General features: G+C 42.5%; 11 protein-coding genes. 3 read left to right on the top strand and 8 right to left on the bottom strand.

Annotation, left to right across the window (positions count from 1 at the left end):
* Window positions 1-3 precede the first annotated feature (3 nt).
* From BM386_RS19195 to BM386_RS19215, 5 genes are all read right to left on the bottom strand, one after another.
* Window positions 4-1,746 (bottom strand): GMC oxidoreductase, encoded by a 1,743-nt coding sequence (locus tag BM386_RS19195; protein WP_091697179.1) that lies wholly within the window; start codon window positions 1,744-1,746, stop codon window positions 4-6.
* Window positions 1,747-2,220: 474 nt separating this feature from the next.
* Complete coding sequence (locus BM386_RS19200) at window positions 2,221-3,561, bottom strand: glycoside hydrolase family 99 protein (protein ID WP_091697181.1); 1,341 nt, start codon at window positions 3,559-3,561, stop codon at window positions 2,221-2,223.
* Window positions 3,562-3,564: 3 nt separating this feature from the next.
* Window positions 3,565-4,248: a DUF3823 domain-containing protein gene (locus BM386_RS19205; RefSeq protein ID WP_170857133.1), complete on the bottom strand. Its 684-nt coding sequence runs from the start codon at window positions 4,246-4,248 to the stop codon at window positions 3,565-3,567.
* Between the two features lie 13 nt (window positions 4,249-4,261).
* Entirely contained in the window at window positions 4,262-6,157 is a 1,896-nt protein-coding gene (locus tag BM386_RS19210) for a RagB/SusD family nutrient uptake outer membrane protein (RefSeq protein ID WP_091697183.1), read from the bottom strand.
* Window positions 6,158-6,167: 10 nt separating this feature from the next.
* Entirely contained in the window at window positions 6,168-9,317 is a 3,150-nt protein-coding gene (locus BM386_RS19215; protein WP_091697185.1) for a SusC/RagA family TonB-linked outer membrane protein, read from the bottom strand.
* A gap of 671 nt (window positions 9,318-9,988) precedes the next feature.
* Here BM386_RS19215 and BM386_RS19220 point away from each other — a divergent pair.
* Entirely contained in the window at window positions 9,989-12,511 is a 2,523-nt protein-coding gene (locus tag BM386_RS19220; protein WP_170857134.1) for an AfsR/SARP family transcriptional regulator, read from the top strand.
* 484 nt (window positions 12,512-12,995) lie between these two features.
* On the opposite strand, the gene BM386_RS19225 is transcribed toward BM386_RS19220, so the two are convergent.
* Window positions 12,996-13,466 carry a JAB domain-containing protein gene (locus tag BM386_RS19225; protein ID WP_091697187.1) on the bottom strand — a complete coding sequence of 157 codons (471 nt, stop codon included), beginning with the start codon at window positions 13,464-13,466 and terminating at the stop codon, window positions 12,996-12,998.
* Window positions 13,467-14,438: 972 nt separating this feature from the next.
* On the opposite strand from BM386_RS19225, the gene BM386_RS19230 reads away from it, so the two are divergent.
* On the top strand, window positions 14,439-16,814 hold the full coding sequence (locus BM386_RS19230; RefSeq protein ID WP_091697188.1) for a sensor histidine kinase: 2,376 nt from the start codon (window positions 14,439-14,441) through the stop codon (window positions 16,812-16,814).
* Entirely contained in the window at window positions 16,801-17,214 is a 414-nt protein-coding gene (locus BM386_RS19235; RefSeq protein WP_091697190.1) for a response regulator, read from the top strand. The genes BM386_RS19230 and BM386_RS19235 overlap by 14 nt, the downstream gene beginning before the upstream one ends.
* 396 nt (window positions 17,215-17,610) lie before the next feature.
* Here the strand turns inward: BM386_RS19235 and BM386_RS19240 are convergent, their stop codons facing one another.
* Window positions 17,611-18,573: a PorP/SprF family type IX secretion system membrane protein gene (locus tag BM386_RS19240; protein WP_091697192.1), complete on the bottom strand. Its 963-nt coding sequence runs from the start codon at window positions 18,571-18,573 to the stop codon at window positions 17,611-17,613.
* A gap of 72 nt (window positions 18,574-18,645) precedes the next feature.
* Window positions 18,646-21,297 (bottom strand): MBG domain-containing protein (locus tag BM386_RS19245; RefSeq protein ID WP_091697194.1); only part of this gene is annotated, 2,652 nt, incomplete at its 5' end.

Below are 21,297 nucleotides of genomic sequence, written 5' to 3' on the forward strand. Positions count from 1 at the left end.
CACTTAGATATTTTTTTGTTTCAACTGATCGACAATGTATTCTGAAGTTCTCCAGCTTAAGGCCAATATGGTCCAGGTAGGGTTTTTATCTGCCTGTGACACGAAAGGACCGGCATCCACCACAAATAAGTTTTTGCAATCATGTGCCTGGCAATTGGAGTTTACCACAGATCCTTTTGCACTGTTTCCCATGCGGGTAGTACCAACCTCATGGATAATTTTTCCCGGATCCAATAAACCGTAGTTGGTTTCAGGGCCTGGCTTGCTTCCCAATAAGATAGCTCCTGCCCCGGTTAGGATCTCCTCAAACGTCTCATGCATGTGTTTGGCCTGTAGAATTTCCTGATCGGTCCAGTTGTAGTTAAATCTAAGTACAGGAATTCCATATTTATCCACCACATTCGGATCGATTTCACAGTAGTTTTCATACCTGGGGACACTTTCCCCCCGACCAGACATACCCAAGGTTGTACCGTAAAGCCTGCGGATATCTTTTTTCAGTCCTGCACCATAACCTCCATTCTGGCTTGGCTCTCCAAACTCATCTTTGATGTACTGGCGCATGGAGTTCATGCTTCCCCCAGTACCATAGGCAGGCTGTGTCATTCCACCCCAGTATTCAATGTGATAACCACGCGCAAAGTCCAATTTCTTATTATCTCCCCACCAAGGCGTGTACATGTGCATGCCGCCTACGCCGTCTTCGTTATACCTATCCCTGTCGATGAGATCTGGCAGAATCCCCATCCTGTCTGATCCCGTAGAATCATGAAGGTATCTGCCTAAAGCACCCGAATCCCCACCTATCCCGTTGGGATGAGACTTGGATTTGGAATTCATCATGATCCTCGCTGATTCACAGGCGGATGCTCCAAGCACTACCACCCGGGACTTCAGCTTGTACTCCTTCATGTCCTTTTTACTCACAAAGGAAACCCCAGTCGCTTTCCCCTTGTCATCAGTAGTCACTTTTCTCACCATGGAATGGGTATATAAGTCCACCTGCCCTTTCTTCATTGCCGGGTAAACCAAACAGGTTCCTGCTGAAAAATCTGCGTAAACCTGGCAGGCACGATTGCACTGGCGGCAGAAAAAGCAAACCCCACGCTCGTTGTTGATCGGGCGTGTGAGCATGGAGAGTCTGCCGGGGATCATCGGGATATTTGCCTTATCTGCTCCTTTCTTAAGAAACAGTTCGTGCAGTCTGGGTTTTGGAGGTGGAAGAAAAAAGCCATCCGGTTCATTATAAATGCCTTCTTTGGATCCAAAAACACCGATAAGCTTGTCCACTTTATCATAATAGGGCTTCAGGTCATCGTAGCCAATCGGCCAGTCATCGCCCAAACCATCGATACTGGCCCGCTTAAAATCATTTGGTCCAAATCGCAAGGATATCCTCCCCCAGTGGTTGGTCCTACCTCCCACCATTCTGGAACGGAACCAGTCAAACCGGGTGCCGTCCTTATGGGTGTAAGGCTCGCCATCTATATCCCAGCCACCAATGGCAGCATCAAAGTCTCCAAAAGGTCTGATTCTGGTGCTCGCCCCTCTTCTCGGAGATTCCCAAGGCGGTCTCAGCTGGGTTCTGTCCTCATCCCTTGCGGGATCAAAGTCACCGCCGGCTTCTACCACGGCGACAGAAAGCCCTGCTTCAGAAAGGATTTTGGAAGCCATCCCCCCACCTGCTCCAGATCCGACTATGATCACATCATAGCTGTCCCCTGATGATTTTATCTGAAAACTCATATTTTGTACTATTTATTTAAAATTATTTAAAGTGTTCACACTTTGTTGTTGTGCCCCTAGCCTGTCAAAGAAAAGGCTTAGCTTAATTCTCTTTCTCACTGTCTTTACTTAAGTGATCAAGCAATAGCTTCTGAAAACCCGGAATCGAGGAATGCCATTTTCAGAATCGGAAAGGAAATTAAGAGGCATACGATTAATCTTTCGGTTAATTCTGGGGTTAATTGAATAAAAAAAACACTGATGTGGATTTTTTTTTATGCTAAACCATTTCGATTTTGAGCTTTAAGAGATTATTTACTCAAAATCATATACAGCCACTGATAGGCCTGCTTCAGAAGGGATTTTAAACCCCATACCTCCACAGGCCCTCAGATCAGACGATGATTACATCTTTAGCTTCCCTTTGTTGATTCATCTTCCATCTCCTCTACTTGGAAACGAATTGGTAGTCATGATCAACTAGAAGAAGACTATTTACCTGCTAGGCTGGGTGGCTGAAAAAGACCCATCTCCTTTGATCCATTTGCCAGCCTCACCGGTTAGATATAAGTAATGGTCTGTCTGTAATTCAGGGTCAATCCCAATGAATTTACCATCCGCATTCATGGGAGTCTTTCCTTCATGCATTACCTTGAAAATGGCCGTTCCTTCATCAATTTCATCAAACATTGCCACGTATAAGGATTTTGCTCCGGACTTCACCGCTCCATTGATCTGCTGCCAGAAGAAGTCCCCCTTAAGTCTTGGGATTGCATTGTATTCTGCCTCCTGATTCATATTCCCCCAGCTGAATCCAGGGAAAACCAACGGGATATACTTCACATCATTAGAGTTACACCATTGTAAGTCGGATACTAGCGTCTGGGATGAAACCTCTTCATAATTCGTGGAATTGTATCTGCCTACAGCCCATGGCATGATCACATCAGACTTCTTGATCAGATCATGGAGTTTGGTATTGTTTTCCGTGTCATTACCCAAGGACCTCCACCAGTAAGGCACCCCTAACATCACAGATACCCTATTCTGGCTTCCTTTCAGCTGATTTACCATTATAGTAGCATCTTCTATGGTGTACTTTCTGTTATCATTAAAGCCAACTCCCCATACTGCTACCAATGGCTTACCGTTTTCTCTCAAGTAGGTTGGATTCTCTTCATTATCAAAAAGCTTGTATTTATTGACTAATTCAAAATAGTCTTTCTCTACAAACTCCCTGACATCCTCACCGGTAGCACCGCTGAGATCGTACATGATGCATACTGCACGGTCGTATTTCTTTGCAGCTGCTAGTGCATTTTCCAATACCTTATCAAAATGACGTTTTCCCGCCGGGTTGGAACCCTTCACTTCCACAACAAAACGCTGTAGGTACACCCCATCAATTCCGTATTCCTTCATCCACTTGAAGTGTAAATCAGTTGTCTCTGCGTCGTAAGAGCTAAACAAGTGCGCTGTTTCCCCATTTTCAAATTTAAAATCCGTCGGGTAGGTCTTTGGATATTCACTCACATCTGCCCACATATCAATGGTGGAACATCCCGGCTGAAATCCACAACCCGATTGGTAATGGTACCAACCTCGGTTAGAGTCATCCCCTTCTGCAGCAAACCATCCCTGATATCCTGCCATGACCAATCCATCAGTGTTGGTATAGAGTAGTCCTGTCTCATCGTATTCTATCTCAGTAGATGGTTTGGTCGGAGGATCAGGGTCAGGATTTGGATTAGGTTCATTGGAATCTGAGCACCCGAAGGTGCTCAGAAGTAGGATGGATAGCCAATAGGTTAAAAACATAGTTTTATAAATTTTCATAGGTTAAAGGGTAATTCGCTCTGCTGGAACGTAGTTGTACTTTGATTCAGCGGCATTGGCGATAGCACCAATCCGGAAGAAGAAATCATCAGCTTTTCCGAAAATCGTACTGTTAGCCGCCACATCCATTTCAAGAGTAAACACCTCGTCCTTAGTCACGTCCCTGTTGATGTCATTTTCAACAGAAAATGACTGAACAGGCTGACCAACCACCGAATTGGGATGAGCAAAGAATCCGATCCTGCGCACATTGCTCGCCCCGGTTTGTTCGATGCTAAATGTGGCGGTTACCTTACCATTCTGATAGGTGATTTGAGGATTGATAATTCTCAGGTAGGGAGTCACCACAAAATCCATGGTCGTTCCTGAACCAATTGTTAAATCCTGAGCATCCACCGGGTAAAAGTTTCCTCTTACCGGCTGAACCGTATAGGTGTTTTCAAAAAGAAGCTTGTTTTCATATGTGCCGTCGTTTTTCACCACCAGGTACTGTAATCCGACCGGGTCATAGCCGTGCTCGGCAAGCTGAATAACCGTGCCGTTGATCAGGTCCTGCTCTACCAGATCACCCGTCTGGGCATCAATGAACTGACCTGAAAGACTTGCCGTTGGAGCATCATAGTTGTCCAATTCACAGGAGAAAAGCCCAATAGCACATAGACAGATTATATAGAATGAAGTTTTCATAGTATGCATGAGATTAATAAGATGGATTTTGAGTCAAACCATTTCCTCCGATGCCTGGAATAGGTCTGTAGTAGAATTTTAGCTGGAAATTCTGAGCTTCCATGGAAGGCACATTTTCCCTCACAAAAATGTAAACCGGGTCTGATTCCCGAAGGTCAAGAATCGGAAACAGAGAATGTCTCCTTCTGTTAGTGAATTCCTCTTCGTATTCCCTTCTTCGGATCAGATCCCAGTATCTCTTATTTTCAAAGGCCAGCTCCACGGTTCTTTCGCGCATGACATTTTCCAACGTAAGTGGTACTTCAACCGTATGAGCAGCTCTTTTACGGATATCATTGATCCCTTTCTCAGCAAGTGCAGGATCCCCAAGACCGCTTTCCACCACTGCCTCCGCGTAGTTGAGCAATACTTCTGCGTAGCGCATATCCATAAAATCCGAAGTGCTTTGGTTCCAGCCAGGGACGACTGCTTTGTCTTCATTTAGGAACTTCTTAAAGGAGAATCCGGTACGCGTATTATTCCCACCATAGGTATCAAAACCGGAATATTGGGACACATTCTCAGCACCGTAAGAATAGAACATTTTACCGTTGACCTCTACCTGATCTTTAGTACGAATGACTGGGGTTCCCTCTGGTTTGATAAAACCTGCCTGAATTATGATTTCCCTATCCTTCCAAGTCGAGCCAGGCACAATGACCGTAGCATGTAATCTCGCATCTCTGTTTGCAAACAAAGCAGCAGGATCATTGAACTGTATATAGGGTACCGAAGGATTAAAACCGTTATAATCTGTAACCACTCCATCTAACCGGGTCTCAAAAGGCGTTATTTCTCCTGGATTGTCGTAGGTCTCATACATTTCCACAAAATCCAAAGTTGGATTCATCCTTCCCGGATGAGGCCATCCATTGGCCAATTGGGCAGGCCCAAACCAGATATCGTAGTTATGCCCACGGTCATTTCCAGGAATTGCATAGCCTTTAATAAATATTGCTTCAACACCCGCCACATTTGGATTTTGGAACATCCCCTGGATATTCCCTGCAGCTTCTTCTGGGCTGGCCGGATTTGGCTGATATAATCCAAATGCACCACTGTTCATGATTACCTCTGAAGATTCAATCACTTGCTGATAGTATGCATTGGCATCAGAAGTATTCAATCCCACCAACCCTGCATCAGCAGCATTTCCGGATAGAGGTGCTTTATCAGAGAATTTAGCAAGAGAAGCAGCGTGTAAGGAAGCTCTTGAAATCAAGGCAAGTGCAGCCCATTTTGTGGCTCTACGCTCTCCTCCCGACCACTGCTCAGGAAGCGTACTGCTTGCCATTTGCAGGTCATTCAACAAGAAATCCCAGGTTTCCTTTTCTGTAGATCTAGGTACTTTCAGGGATTCAATGTCCCCAGAATAGGCTTGGGCTTCATCCAAAAGTGGAACTCCACCATATCTCTTGACCAAACCGAAGTAGGCATAACCCCGGATAAACAAGGCTTCGCCCAATATCTGATTCCTGTCTGATTCCGTCACATCAATTTCCGGAATGATTGCTATTAATTGGTTGACATCCCGGATCAGTTTGTAAGCTGGCTCCCACCAGGCTATATCTTCATTCCTGAAGAAATCACCAAATTCAGAGTGTACTGCCTCATCAGTCAACATGGTGACTGCGAATCCTCCATTATTGGGATCACCCCCGTTGATGTTAAATCCGTTACGGAAGTAGGCAAAATCCTCAACAGGAAGCTGTGAATAGAGGTTTGCCATATAAAGTCTCACTCCCTCAGGATCTGAAAAGAGTTGCTCGCCCTGAATCCTGTCAAGCGGTTCTTTATCCAGCACATTACTGCAGGAAGTCTGAATTAACAGGGCAAGAAGTATAAGTATAGAATAATGTATCTTGTTCATGTCTGTATAATTAGAAGTTTGCGCTTATACCAAAGTTGAAACTACGCTGAAGCGGATAGGTAAACCCGGCATTGAACAGGCCTTCCAGCTTTTCAGGATCAAATGCCTTCACGAATGGATCGGTGATAGTGAAGATGTTATGGGCGTTACCGAACACCCGCAAACTTGAAAGTCCAATGGAATTGAGCACGGCGGAATTGACTGTGTAGCCGACCTCAGCGCTTTTGAATCTCACATAAGAGGCATCTCTTCTCCACACTTCGCTTTCCGCATAGATCATTCCCACATTTTCGATCAGACGTGATGCAGGCCAAGTACCCGTAATCCACTCACTGTCTGCGTTGTATGGATCTTCTTTTCTCCAGCGATCAAAGAAATATGCTGGAGTATTAGATCCTTTGAATGCCAAAATCTCAGCATAGACTTCGTTAAATCGCACAGAATACTTAGCAGCACCTTGGAATAGGAAATTGAAATCAAAGCCTTTGTAAGAACCATTCAAGGTCAAGCCAAAAAACATTTTTGGAGTACCGTTCCAGAAGGTGGGAAGCATGTCATTACCATCGATTATTCCATCCCCGTTCACATCTTCATATTTGAAGTCCCCAGGCAATTCCCGGATATTGCCCAAACTACCGTTCTGAATAGGTGCATTGAGAATCTCTTCCTGATTGGCAAACTGCCCTTGGTACTGGAAACCCCATACCGCATCGTTGTTGCGGTCTAGATTGCCATTTCTCCAGCGATCCATACTGTTCAGGAATTCCCCTCTTTCAACATAGATATTCTTGGTTCGAGCATAGTTGAAATTACCGCTGATTCCGTAACGGAAACCATTGATTTCACTTCGGTAGCCAAGCATAAAATCCAACCCTCTTACCTGATCACTGTTCAGGTTTTCCTGTGGAAGATTACCGCCGAAGGTATTGGGCAAAGACTGATTTCTATAAGCCAGCAACCCCTCTCTGTTTCTTTGATACACGTCAAATTCCATATTGAATCTTCCATCCCAAAGTCCGAGATTAAAGCCCAAATCAAGAATTTCGGAGGTAAACCAAGTGAGTTGCTCATTCACAATAGAAGGAGACCCTGCACCCACAGTATAGGTTCCATCAATGAATTCATATCCTCCCCCACCCGTGGTGGTATAGCCACTGACATATTGGAAAGGATTTCCGGCATCTTCCCCAACTATGCCATATGAGCCACGAATCTTGAGATCTGAAAGCCAGGAAGTAGTCCCACTCATAAATCCTTCATCAGATATCCTCCAACCAAGTGAACCTACCGGGAAAAATCCCCAGCGGGAATCGGGGTGATACCGGTATGACCCGTCTTCACGGAAAGAAAACTCTACCAGGTATTTGTCCTTGAAATCGTAATTGAACCTTCCTACAAAAGAAACCCGTGCGGTCTGCTCTTCCAGCCCTCCAGCCTGCTGATTGTTCAAGCCTGCAAAGTTGATCTGATCAGTCGTATAAAAATCATAGTAACGAAGCGCCGAAACCCATCTTGACCAGGTTTGTTGCTGCTCAAACACCAATACACCACCCAGGTTATGATCTTCATTGATTTTGGTATTGTAAGACGCCTGAGCCTGTAACGTAATTCTGTTGAAATCAGAGCTTCTGTTGGAAATATTAGCGTTTCCATCCCGCTGCTTCTGTACTACATAACTATCCTCATTAGAATCATAGTTGTATAGATTGTATGCTTTTGACAGGTTCTTGTTCAGATTTGCAGTGAAGTCATAGGCCACTAAGCCTTTGAAGGCTAATCCCTCCAAAAAAGGAGCCTTATAGTTTAAAGAAACTGAGGATTGAATGTTTTTATCGGTGGTTTCATTATAACCTGTCAGCTCTCTGTTTGCAAGTGCAACGGGGTTTTGACCAGAACCTACGCTGGAAGGGTACTGAGGATTTCCATTGGCAAATGGCTGTTCGATAGGCAATGTTGTCCGTGTTCCTTTGAAAATGTTAAAGAAATTCTCACCTGGATCTGATCGCTTGTCTATTTTCCCAGCTATAAAAACCTGCGTTTCCAGATTTTTTGAAAGTTTAGCCGTTATGTTTGATCGTAGCGTATAACGCTTATACTTGATATCGTTGGATTGAAGTAGGCCTTGTTCATTGTAATATCCACCACTTAGAAAGTAATTCACACTTTCATTCCCACCACTGGCACTTAAATTCTGCTGGTACTGCCAAGCTTTATCCTTCAGGGTTTCATTATACCAATTGGTAGATTCGTAACCTGGAGCTCCGTTGATGTAGTTATTGAGAATTTCCTCGGAATAGAATGGAGCACCGGTACCCAAAAGTGCCGCATCATTTCTCATTTGAGCCCATTGAGATGCAGAAGCCATTTCAGGTACTCCCGTAGGAGTCTGGAAGCCAACCGTGCCATTGTAATTGAATTTTGTAACCCCGGCGGTGCCTTTTTTGGTTGTGACGATTATTACACCGTTTGCTGCGCGAACACCGTAAATTGCTGCTGAAGCATCCTTTAATACGGAGATACTTTCTATATCATCTGGATTCAAACGTTGAAACTCACTTCCTCCATCTCTTGGAATTCCATCAATTACATAGAGAGGTGCCCCACCAAAGCCCCGTATATTGATTGAGGTATTGAACTCTCCGGGCTGACCGGAATTCTGACGAATCTGAAGACCAGGCACTTTCCCTTGGAGTTTTTGGGCCAAGCTGGAACTCGTGGTAGTCTGAATCTCCTCTGCGCCAATATTACTGATCGCGCTAGTCAAAGATTCTTTCTTTTGGGTACCATAACCAATTACCACAACTTCTTCCAGCCCCGCAATATCTTCTTCAATAGTAACGGTGACTTCGCTTTGGTTACCTACTAAAATACTCTGTTTCTTAAAACCAATAAAGCTGAAATCCAGCACAGCACCTTCTACAGGTACCAATAGTTGAAATGACCCATCTATGTCAGTCACCGTACCTGTAGTTGTACCTTGCAGAAGTACGGTTACACCGGGAACCGGTACCTGTTTGACATCTAACACTTTACCCGATATTTGTTTTTTCTGAACGGGATCTGTTTGAGCATTCGCAATAAAAGGGATTATCAAAGTCAAAACTACAGCCAGGTAGTATTGCATGAGTTCCCTCCTGATAAGAGGTCTGTTTTTTTTCATGTTGTTTAGATTAGGATTGGGAATTGTTAAAGAAAAACCACTCAGAATGGAGCGATCGATAAGGAATAATTATGTAAAAATCATGTTTCATTGGCATTGGGTTTTAGTTTTAGAGTTAGATTATAAATAAAGTTGAGGGTCATAGGTATAACCCATTGAACAATCACCCCGATCTGATGGCTGAATAAAGCCTCCTGATTACTTAAAAAAACAGTATTCGCCTTTTCCTAAAATGAGCGACATTTAATAGTGACAGGTGGCAAAAAAGCAGGAGATAACTCTCCAGAGAATTTGTGAAGTGTAGATTTTTCATTTTGGGTTCAGTTAATGGTTAGAATCAAAAACTGTCCTAAATGAAGAACAGGGCAATTAATTTGGAATTAATAATCGCTTAACAGCCAAAAAAAAATGAAACAATCTCAAAAAAAAATTAAAAGTCCGGCAATAATCTCTCTATTTGGAAGAGAAGAATTTCAGGCCCAATAAAATTACTTAGTTTAGTTTTTAGACTTTGAAGTATCGCTATCGGGTAAAAACACTCAACACTTAAAATTCCTATGTCAAATAATAGCTCGCACTATAATTCTTTTCTAGGTTTATATTGGTGTAACACTGTAAGGACAATAACCCAAATTTCTCCACATGGAGATAGATTAAAAGCATAAATGTACGTGAGCAAAATCAAGTTCCTTTTACTTTTCCTAGTTAGCCAGCTTTTTTGGATAGGTGCCGAAGCACAGACTGGATTGAACTCGGGGCTGCACTTTAATTCCCATGAGGTAATTCAGGATGAAAGAACTTCTTTAGATTTAACACCAAATGAGCCACTTTCTATTAAGGAAAAACTCATTTTGGATTTTGACATTCGATTCAGGCCAGGAGATGGCTACTACGGCTATATTTTTAAAATGCTCGGCAAGGAGTCCGTTCCTATAGACCTGGTTTCAAATTTGGCTTCTGAAACCGAAAATTTTTGGCTTGTAGTGGGAGACCAATCTGTCCTGTCCTTTTATTGGAAAGACCTTGGTGGGGCCATTTACAACGAATGGGTAAAAATCAAACTGGTCTATACTCCGGAATTAGGAGAATTCTCACTAAGCATTAATGGAATTGAGAAAAAAACAACCCTTAAGGACTTCACTAAATTGAAAGATTTTCAGCTTGTCTTTGGATCGAGTAAAGTCCCCGAAATGCTCAACAGTGATGTGTGTCCGATGACTCTGAAAAACATTAGAATACATGACGCAGATGTCTTGCTAAGAAATTGGGAGTTAAAAAAGCATGGGAATGGCCTGGTTTACGATGAAGTAAAAACGTATGAAGCAGAGGTAAGATTTGCCAACTGGGAGATAGATAAGCATATCTATTGGCGTAAAAACAAAAAAATAGTAATGCCTGGAATCCTGGGAATTACAAGCACTCCGTCTTCAGATTCTATCTTTATTGTGGGGTTAGACCAATTGAAGTTATACAATACCACAAGCGGGGAGATAGCTACGTTTTCTTATCAATACGGAAATCCCTTCCCCTGCCTGGATAATAACCTAGTATATAATTCCCTGACCCGAGAAATTTGGTCCTACTCTTTTGATACGGTAGCCATTAATAAGCTGGACCTTAAAACCTTTAAATGGACAGCAGCCCCCGACACCTGTCCTGAGCCCGATTTATGGCATCATATCCGTCTGTACAATGCTCCTGAGAACGAAATTATGACTTTCGGAGGCTATGGGCATTATACCTACAAGTCAAACTTGATGACATTGAAAGATGGGGCAAACAGCTGGGATTCTATAAACAAATCCAGCCAAGTTCCACCTAGATATCTAAGTTCCATGGGCTGGCTAGATGATCAAAAAGTTTTGATTTTTGGCGGGTACGGAAGTCCTTCCGGAAATCAAGGAATAAATCCCCAGCATTATTATGATCTTTATTCCCTGGATCTCCAAAGCAAAAACATTGAGAAAATCCGTGAACTAAAGGACAATGTCCCTCCTTTTACGCCTGTAGCAAACGCTATTTTATCAGAAGATAAATCAAGTTTCTATACGCTAATCCATAATAACATCAATTACAATACGCATCTGCAGCTCGCAGAGATAGGCATTTCAAAAGAGTTATTCAGAGTTTATGAGGACTCTATCCCATACAATTTTCTTGACACCAAAAGCTGGGCGGGTTTATTTTTAAACACCTCGAAGTCAACGCTCATTGCAATAACCCAATCTGATAGCTTGGTTGAAATATTCCAACACGCCTATCCTCCGCTGTTAAAAAGCGAAGCCACTCAGATTGCGAAAGGAAGTACCGGAATTACTAGACTGCTTTACATTTTTATTGTGGCAGTACTTATCATTGCAGGCATTATAGCTTATCGGAAATATAGAAAACAACCTAATCCTTTAAACTCTACCGACGATAATCCATTACCCCCCACAACTGAATTACTCGGTTTACAGGAAAATAAAACCGCTTCCATCATCCTAATGGGAGGATTACAGATCTATGACAGTTCAGGAACAGACATCACTGGCCAGTTTACCCCCACCCTTAAACAACTTTTTCTATTGATCTATCTTTCAAGCATTTTGGATAAAAAAGGCATATCATCTGAATTGCTGACAGAGTTATTATGGAGTGATAAATCAGCCACCAGTGCCAGAAACAACCGAAATGTCAATATTAGTAAGATCCGATTACTTCTTGAAAAGCTATCCTCAAACCTACACCTGACCCATGACAATACTTTCTGGAAAATAGAACATGACCAAACTGTTTATTCTGATGTATTGGATTCCCTGAAATTAGTCCAGAAACTTAAATCCAACCTAAAACTTACTGAAGTCGAAGCAAATCGATTACTGAGAAATTCAGCTGAAGGAAGCATCTGTCCAAGTGTACAAACGGATTGGATGGACCAGTTCAAAGCTGACTTTACCGCTCAACTTTTAGATGCTTTGATGATTATGATTCATCGCACCCAAGATCACCAGCAAATCACAAGGATCTCAGATTCGATCCTAAAATTAGATCCATTAAATGATGAGGCACTGAAGATGAAATGTCTCTCACTTTTCAAACTTGGCAAAAAAGGGCAGGCCTTGTCAGCTTACAACCAATTCTGCAAAGACTATTCAAATATGCTTGGACAAGAATTCGAAATTGAATTCAGCGTACTATTAAATGAGGGATAACCTAAGTCGATAGGGCACAAAGTTTTGATTTGCTCCAGCATTCCTTAAACCCTAAAATTGCTTCACATACAACTAACCTGTCATGTGATATGGTAGCACGTGCAGTAAAGTTATACCCTCTTAAAATGTACATCCCGGTCTGTCTGGGCACTGAGTTTTAGTCAGACTTTGATTTTTTCAATTTATCCAAAGCTTCCAGGCCTTCCGATCCTTGATTATAGCTCGGGGAAACATTGCAATTAAAGAATGAAAGGCTTTTGCATCCATTTTGCGATCATCCAATCAACCTTTTGCGTGTCCGGGTTCGTCTACTTTATACTTAATAAGTCCTAGTCTCTTGAGTTCTAAAAATTTCTAAAACACGTAATGGTGCTTCTCATCATAGAGCAGGTGGACAGCATACTATCAAAAATTGATTCACATTCTCCAATGAGTTTAACACAATGCCATTCGGAATTCATTCTAAATCAATAAAAAAGGAAGCTTAAAGCTCCCCTTCATCTGCAAAAGAATAATACCCATCTTCAGTGACGATTAAATGGTCCAGAATAGGCAGATCCAAGGCTTTACCAATATTCACCAGGTTAGCCGTCAGCCGTTTATCCTGTTCGGAAGGCATCAGATTACCGGACGGATGATTGTGACTTAATATAATCGACTGGGCACATCCTTTCAGAGCCGCACCGAAAACCAGCTTGGCATCTACCACAGTACCGGCCGTTCCACCTTTGGATATCGTACAAATCCCCAGTACCCTATTTGCTCTATTTAACAACATGACCTGAAAATGTTCAGCCAGCTCCAACGTGTCTTTATCCCAAAAATCATATAAGACCTCATAAACCTCTCTGGAGCATCCCACTTTTGGACGTTGGTTTGATTTCACTTTTGGTTTATAGCCAAGCGTGATTTCTGCTACCTCACTGAGATTGATGATTTGATTTACAGCTTCCATAATGCATTCATTTAAGTTAGAAATTATTTAGGATGCCGTAATCAGGTGATCCGGGAGCAAGGAAGCAGGCAACGGAATAAATAGCGCAGCGGCTTTATGCCGAACGCTGCTGAACGCCCCGACCGTAGCACCGATCTTTGTACCGAAATAATAAGAACTACTCCTTATCATCCCTTTTCACAAGCTTAACCTGAAGCCTTAAAAAGTCAACGCATAAAAAAACCGGCTGTTACACCGGGCCTTACTTAGAAATTTCACCCTATTACAGCTGAGGTTCGTGCAGGAGAACTTCCTCCACTAGGAACATACTTTCCTGAGGTATCCGATGAAACCTTCCATCATTCTACCGGTAGGTGAGTACAATGTAGATGGTAGATCTATACTTATTACGTTTTCCTGGATGCTGATTGTAACCGATACCGACTTTATTCCACTAGGGACTTATTTGGCTTTAATAGTTTTTAAATAAATATTTTTAGGATTAAATGAAAATCTATTCCCTGTGCTCCTCACCACAACCATGGTAGTATCCACTTGCAAAAACCTAAAGTACAATAACTTCATCATAATCCATACAAAAAGCTCATTTTCAACAGTTTAATACAAATAATCCGTTATAGTATTATACTTTTATATAACATATATTGTATTAAAAACATAAGTTTTTGCCATTTAAAAAACCTACTGCTTATACGTAGAAATACCTATTTTATACACCACAAATATGGGGACAAAATATTTTTATTAAATTCGAAAAATTGTACACGCGGCAGGTAATTAACATATAATATTCAGAAAAGAATTTAACTTCCCTTGGTATTATAATACTTTTCTTTAGCAGGAGAAAGTTTCCCATTAATCCTTCAAAAGTTCCCTTAGTAACTTAAGCACTTTTGCTAACCAGAAATCCGTGTGGGCAATGGTATTAAAAAGCAATAAACCTCCTATAATATAACTATTATTTAATTCATCATGCTTCCAGAACACGAAAGAGATGCGCTGATTGAAAAGCAACAGCTATTGGAAAAAATCCAGGAGTTGGGAATTGATCAGCTTACAAAATCAATTGCAAATCAATTTGGCGTTCTAGGAGCCACCCTTTCAATCGTAACTGAAAACAGGGTCTGGTTTAAATCCAAGTATGGTATTCTCATCAATGAAATAGAGCCCGACCAATCTTTGTCCAGAGAGCTCTTGAAGAGTGGTAACAAGCACCTGATAATTGAACATTTAAGCGGTGATGAAATCTATTGCAATCACCCACTTCACACGATTTATGGACTGGAATTTTTTGCTGCTGCCCAGCTATACCTTGAGGATTCTTTACCGTTTGGAGTACTCTGTGTATTTGGGACGGAGCCATTGAAACCAAATCAAAAGCAACTCAAGGCACTCTCTTCTACTGCGGATCAAATTGGTCAGCTCATCAAAAATGAATTGACTGAGCGGGAAGAGCTAGCTCATGATTTTGGCAAAGAGTCCTTTATTATTAAAAAGACCTCACCTGTTGAAGAATTCGGTGGTTTCTACGCAAATACCGCAACCAACGAGCTCCAATGGAATCCTGAAAATAACCGGATCCTGAATATCAAAAAAGACTGGACCCCAAAATTCCATGACCTTGTCAACCCGATATTTTGCAAGCATTTCAATGCTAATAACGGTGTATTGAAATTGATCAATGACATCAAGAAACTAATAGACAACCCAGAGATCTCAAGGCATTCTAAATTATACCAGTTAAACTTTTCCCTTCCAAAAATTCATCATATCCATATGATTTACCACCGCAGCGGTGATGCTATTTTTGTTGTGCTGAAAGATGAAACAAATTTCTTGGAATTGGCAGAACAGGACAACCAAAAAAAAGTATTCATTCAGGAAGTAGAATCCCTATCCGGGATTGGAGGCTGGCAGTTTGAGTTGGCCAAACAGAACGTAAAATTCACCGGTAACGCATGTAAAATATTAAATATAGCGCCAAAACCAGCCTTTTCCTTGCCTTTTCTGCACTTGAATAAGCGTGTGAAAGAGTACGATGAATTGAAGAACGGAATTAAACAAGCTTTGGAATCAAAAAAAATGTATTCCGGTGATTATGAGTATATACTAGGTAAGACCTTAAACAAAACAGTTCGAATCAAAGCCAAGCCGATATTTATAAACCAAAAGTGTGAGCGATTGGTCGGGACTATTCAGGATATCACCGAAGACAAAGCCAATCTGGACATGCTTTCCTTACTGAAAGCAGATGTGCAACAGCAGGTGGATTTTTATAAATCTCTGGTCAATAATTCCCATGTATTTATCTTTCAGTTAGCCCCAGATGGAGAGCTAATGTATTCAAACAAGCAATTCAGATCAGTTTTTGGTACGAATGAACCATCAGGTAAAGATCCTTATGAAAATGAACTACTAAAGTACCAACCCAAAAACAGAGTAAAAATACAAAAGGTAATTCAAGAATGTTTGCAGTCTCCCGGATCTTCATTTCCGATTATGCTGGACAGGAAAGATACAAGTGGGAAAAACAGGATTACCAGATGGGATTGCTCCACCATAGGTGATAGCGCAGGGAAAGCACCTGGAATTCTGTTTATAGGAGTTGATATTACAGAACTTCAGGAAAGTAAGGAAAAACTCTTAGGCCTGTTGGATGAAATTACGCTACATAATGAGCAGTTGGTAGAGCTTAGCGAAGTCCTCAACCACAATGTGCGCTCCCAAGTAGCCAATCTCCAAGGCCTCTTAAACCTCATGGGTCTTATGAAAACCGCAGAGGAAAAAATGGATTATTTCAACTACCTGGATCAAACCGTCCAAAACCTAAACGAGATAACCGCCATAGTATCCTCTGTGCTTCATATCCAGAACAACAAGAACCTAGAATATGAAGAAGTAAATCTTCAGGATTTAGTAGATGCTCTGATTATGGAATTTATCGAAGACATTCTTAGTCATTCCATAGTGGTTGCAATTGATATCCCGGTTGAAAATCCAATAGTTTCAGTCAAAAGATACCTGCATTTTGTGCTTAGGGAATTAATTTCAAATGCCATCCGCTTCCGCAAAATGACCGAACCCCTGCATCTGTCTATAGCAATGCGTCGAGCCTCGGGAAAAGTGAACATAACCGTATCAGATAATGGGAAGGGTATTGACATGGCGATCCATAAAGACAGCATTTTTAAACTTTACCAAACCCTAGACGCAACACCAAAGCACAAAGGAACCGGTTTATACTTGTCAAAGATGAGAGTACTGGCGTTAGGTGGCTCAATACATTTGGAATCAACCTCCGGACAGGGAAGCACGTTTGTTATTGAGTTACCCGATGAAAAAAATTAAGCTATTGATCATCGATGACGATGCACTCTGTCTGATGATCGCAAATAAAAGTTTAAGAAAATTCCTTCCTTCAAAACTTCCCTACCAAGTGGAGGTAATCAGCAACCCAGTAGAAGGATTGAACATAATTCAAAAGCATATTGAAAGTAATATCACCTCTGAAGTAATCGTTATACTTCTTGACATCAATATGCCAATTCTAGACGGTTGGGCAGTCCTGGAAGAATTGGACATACTTGATCCTGAGCAAAATATACAAGTTTATATGCACAGTTCATCGATTTCCGAATTGGATATAAAACGCTCCAAAACATATGCGAGGGTTCGGGATTTTATCCATAAGCCATTAAATGAGATGAGAGTCAATTCGCTTAATGCTGATTTAATGGAGTTTTTATAGGGACTTTCTAAGACTACTTTTCATAAAAGAGTTCTGAGCCAGTCTCCGGTTTAAAACCTTCGATATCCTCCGATTAAAATCCTAGTAATTGTTCTATAATACTTGGGACCTTCAGTACAGCTTAAAAAATATAAATTATTACGCTTTTTATCAGTTGATTATAGCACAATGAAACCAAGTTCTCTCCGAAATCCAGCCAGTTACCTGAAAGATTTATTCTATACTAGTTATATAACCACAATAGCGTTGCTAAATAAAGATGATACTGCATTTTCGGTCCAGACAGGACATCTTACTTCTGGCTTACAGTTGCCTGATCCCACAAGTAATTAGGCTTTTGGCTTGAAAACAAGAGGCTGTTATTAGATTAAAAGCTTCAAATCATTTGCAATAAGCCTACCACATCACCACTTCCTGAGACTCGGTCCTCACATTATCCCTGAAAATATTGAACACCGCTGTGAACTCATGGGTGTTGCCCGGAAGGTTGTAGCTGGTGGCATTGGGAAACTCGTACAGGTAGCCTATCCTCAAGCGCTTGGTCAGTATTCCCAGTTGGGCATTGGTCGCATAGTCTATCCGGTGTCCTAACCCAAACCAAAGTCTATCCATAAGCAGAGCTTTGATGTTAAACTCAATGTTGTCATCCTGGTTTTTCTGGGTGCTGTACATCCCGTTTACAATCACCGCCAGATTATCACTCACTGCACTTCGGTAGCCAGCCTGGAAGATGGAGCTTGCAGGATAGGCATCCATAAACTCATCACCCGAAGTGATTTTACCGCCGTTCACCCGGTGGATCCCATAGGAGAAATAATAGTTGGCATGTGTCAGGGCTATGCCCAGATTGAAGTCAATCACATTCATATTTGAAAACTGCCCGATGTACTGTCCAAGCGTAGGATCATTCTGTTCTTCTGTAGTCAGGGCATTGCCATCCAACCGGATGCTTTGGTAGTTCAGCCCTGCTCCCAGTCTGAGGTTATGATTTTCTGTCAGCCTGATTCTGCTCGCGTAGCCTACCGTCAGTTCCGTCTCCCGAAACGCTCCGTAAGTATCGTACAGCAGATTCACAGAGACAGCATTTTTCCCCATCAAAGCCGGATCCTCCTCCCCTGCCAGTTCCCCAAAGTCCAGCTCAGTGCTGAAGAAATAGGTTTTTGGAGCCCCTTCCACCCCAGACCACTGGTTGCGGACAAAACCCCTCACCGTGGATCCTTCGTAACCCGTCAACCCAGGATTGTAATAGCTCTGGAAAAAGTCAAAGCTGGAAATATATTTCCTCGACTGGGAATAGGAAGAGCCGACTGATGCAATGAAAAGCACTGCAGTAATTAGGTGTTTTATATATTGTGTCATCTGAAAATTAATTAAAATCCTAAAAAAGGGAAGCCGGTGGTTATTCACCGACCTCCAATTCCAAGCAGCTGTTTATTTACTGAGAAGGTTAAGCATTCCACGTTTCACTTCTCCTGTTTCTCCCACTTCGATCACATACAGGTAAGCTCCAACCGGCATCTCTTTGCTGTTGAATACACCGTCCCATCTCACATCTGCATCCTCTGTGTAGAACATTCTGTCCCCGCCCACGGCAAATACCGAAATCCTTACTCCGGAATAGTATCGCAATGCCGGCACACCCCAGGTATCGTTTATTCCATCACCGTTAGGCGTAAAAGTATTGGCTATTTCCAACTGTTCCAGCGGGGTTCTCTCACGGGTAATCTGGAAGTCTTTCTCCAGCACATTGCCTACTCTATCCGTTACTCTCAACAGAATCGTAAAGTCCGTTCTGCCTTCTGCCTGTTCTCCACTGCTCCAGAATAAAATACCATCAAGTACTTCGAAGTATCCATTGTCCTGAACTCCATCAGGAAGACTTAGGGTATGGACGTTATCAGTAGGATCAATCACTGTGAATGCCCCGATCTCCTGGAAGAATTGATCAGGAGCAGCAACAAAACTGTTTGCGCTAAGTATAATATCTTCCGGTGCAGGCTTAGCAAATACCGTGATTTCCAGTGTTGGTTGAAGTTCATCAGGATTGATCAGACCGGATGGGATTTCTATTACTCCAAAATAGCTGCTAATACCAGCTTCCAAAGGCTCATATCCCATCAGATCCCATTCCACAGCAAGATTAACAAACTCTCCCGCTGAGGTGATCACCACAGTTTCAACAGGCAAATTCAACTCCGTCTCTGGTGTACCCCAGAGAACTTCCAGACTTTGGGCTACAAAGCCGGTGATTGTGTCTGGTTCATCCACTTCCGCCATCAGGATCTCAAATTCAGCTCCCACAAAGTCGATTGTATAATTATCCCCTGTAGTTAAGCTGCCTATTCCTATGGCATAGGTACCAACTTCCTCACCGGATTCTCTCTCAGGCGAACCACCAAGAATCCCCTCGTCCTCACCCATAGCAAAACCTGCCGCAGTATATGTCAGTTCGGGATCCGCTTCTCCAACCACCTTGTTTAGACCCTCATCCATCATAATCTTCAAGGTAGCCTGTGTCACACTTAGATCCGCAGTCAATGCCAGCGTGGTATAGTTCGCCCCACTAATCGTTGCCGTAACCTCTTGTCGACCCACATCCGTCCAGCTGTTGTCAGTATAGTTTACAGTTGTACCTTCAGGAAGTGTTCCTGAGATAGCAAGAGACTTGGCTGTTCCGTCATAGACAAAGCTTTCGTCTTCGAATGTGATACCTCTAATTGTTGCAGGTGTGATTGTCAGATCAGCAGTCAATACCAAGGTGGTGTAGTTATCTCCCGTGATTGTTGCAGTCACTTCTTGGGATCCTACATCGGTTCTGCTGTTGTTAGCATAGCTTACACTTGTACCTTCTGGTAAAGTACCTATAATCACAAGAGTCTTCACTGTACCGTCAAAGACAAAACTCGCATCATCGAAGCTGATTCCAGTAATGTCTGCCGGAGTGATCGTCAGATCTGCGGTCAGTTCTAATGTATTGTAGTTAGAACCAGTGATCGTTGCCGTCACTTGCTGTGTACCCACATCCGTTCTGCTGTTGTTGGTATAGGCTACCGAAGTCCCGTCTGGAAGGGTTCCTGTTATGGCTAGCGACTTGGCAATGCCGTCAAATACAAAGCTAGCATCTTCGAATATGACTCCGTCAACTTCTGCCGGTGTAATTGTCAGATCAGCAGTCAATACCTGTGTATTGTAGTTAGAACCTGTGATCGTTGCCGTAACTTCCTGTGTACCCACATCCGTTCTGAAATTGTTGCTATAGCTTACGCTTGTACCTTCTGGAAGTATTCCAGCAATCACCAGTGACTTAGCCGTACCATCATAAACAAAGCTTTCATCTTCAAACGTGATATCAGTAACCGTAGCTGGGGTGATAGTCAGATCAGCAGTCAATACCAAGGTGGTATGGTTGCTACCTGTGATGGTTGCAGTTACTTCCTGGCTCCCCACATCTGTTCTGCTGTTGTCTGAATAGGCCACCGAAGTTCCATCAGGAAGTGTCCCAGAGATGGCAAGAGCCTTCGCAGTTCCGTCGTACACAAAGCTTCCATCTTCTAAAGTAATGCCTGTGATATCAGCAGGTGTAATCGTCAGATCAGCTGTCAACACCAGTGTATTGTAGTTGGAACCAGTAATCGTCGCGGTCACTTCCTGGGTACCAACATTAGTTCTGCTGTTGCTAGCATAGCTTACACTTGTACCATCAGAAAGTATTCCTGTTATGGCAAGCGACTTTTCAGTTCCATCAAATACAAAGCTTCCATTCTCGAAAGTAACTCCTGTAATCGTAGCAGGTGTGATCGTCAGGTCAGCAGTCAATACCAAGCTGGTATAATTGTCTCCGGTAATCGTCGCAGTCACTTCCTGAGATCCCACATCCGTTCTGGAATTGTTGCTATAGCTTACGCTTGTACCTTCTGGAAGTGTTCCAGCAATGACCAGTGACTTAGCCGTACCATCGTAAACGAAGCTGTCATCTGCAAATGTGATATCAGTAACCGTAGCTGGGGTAACCTCTAGATCAGCAGTCAATACCAAGCTGGTATAATTGTCTCCGGTAATCGTTGCAGTCACTTCCTGAGATCC

Source organism: Algoriphagus locisalis (assembly GCF_900116615.1).
Taxonomy (GTDB): domain Bacteria; phylum Bacteroidota; class Bacteroidia; order Cytophagales; family Cyclobacteriaceae; genus Algoriphagus; species Algoriphagus locisalis.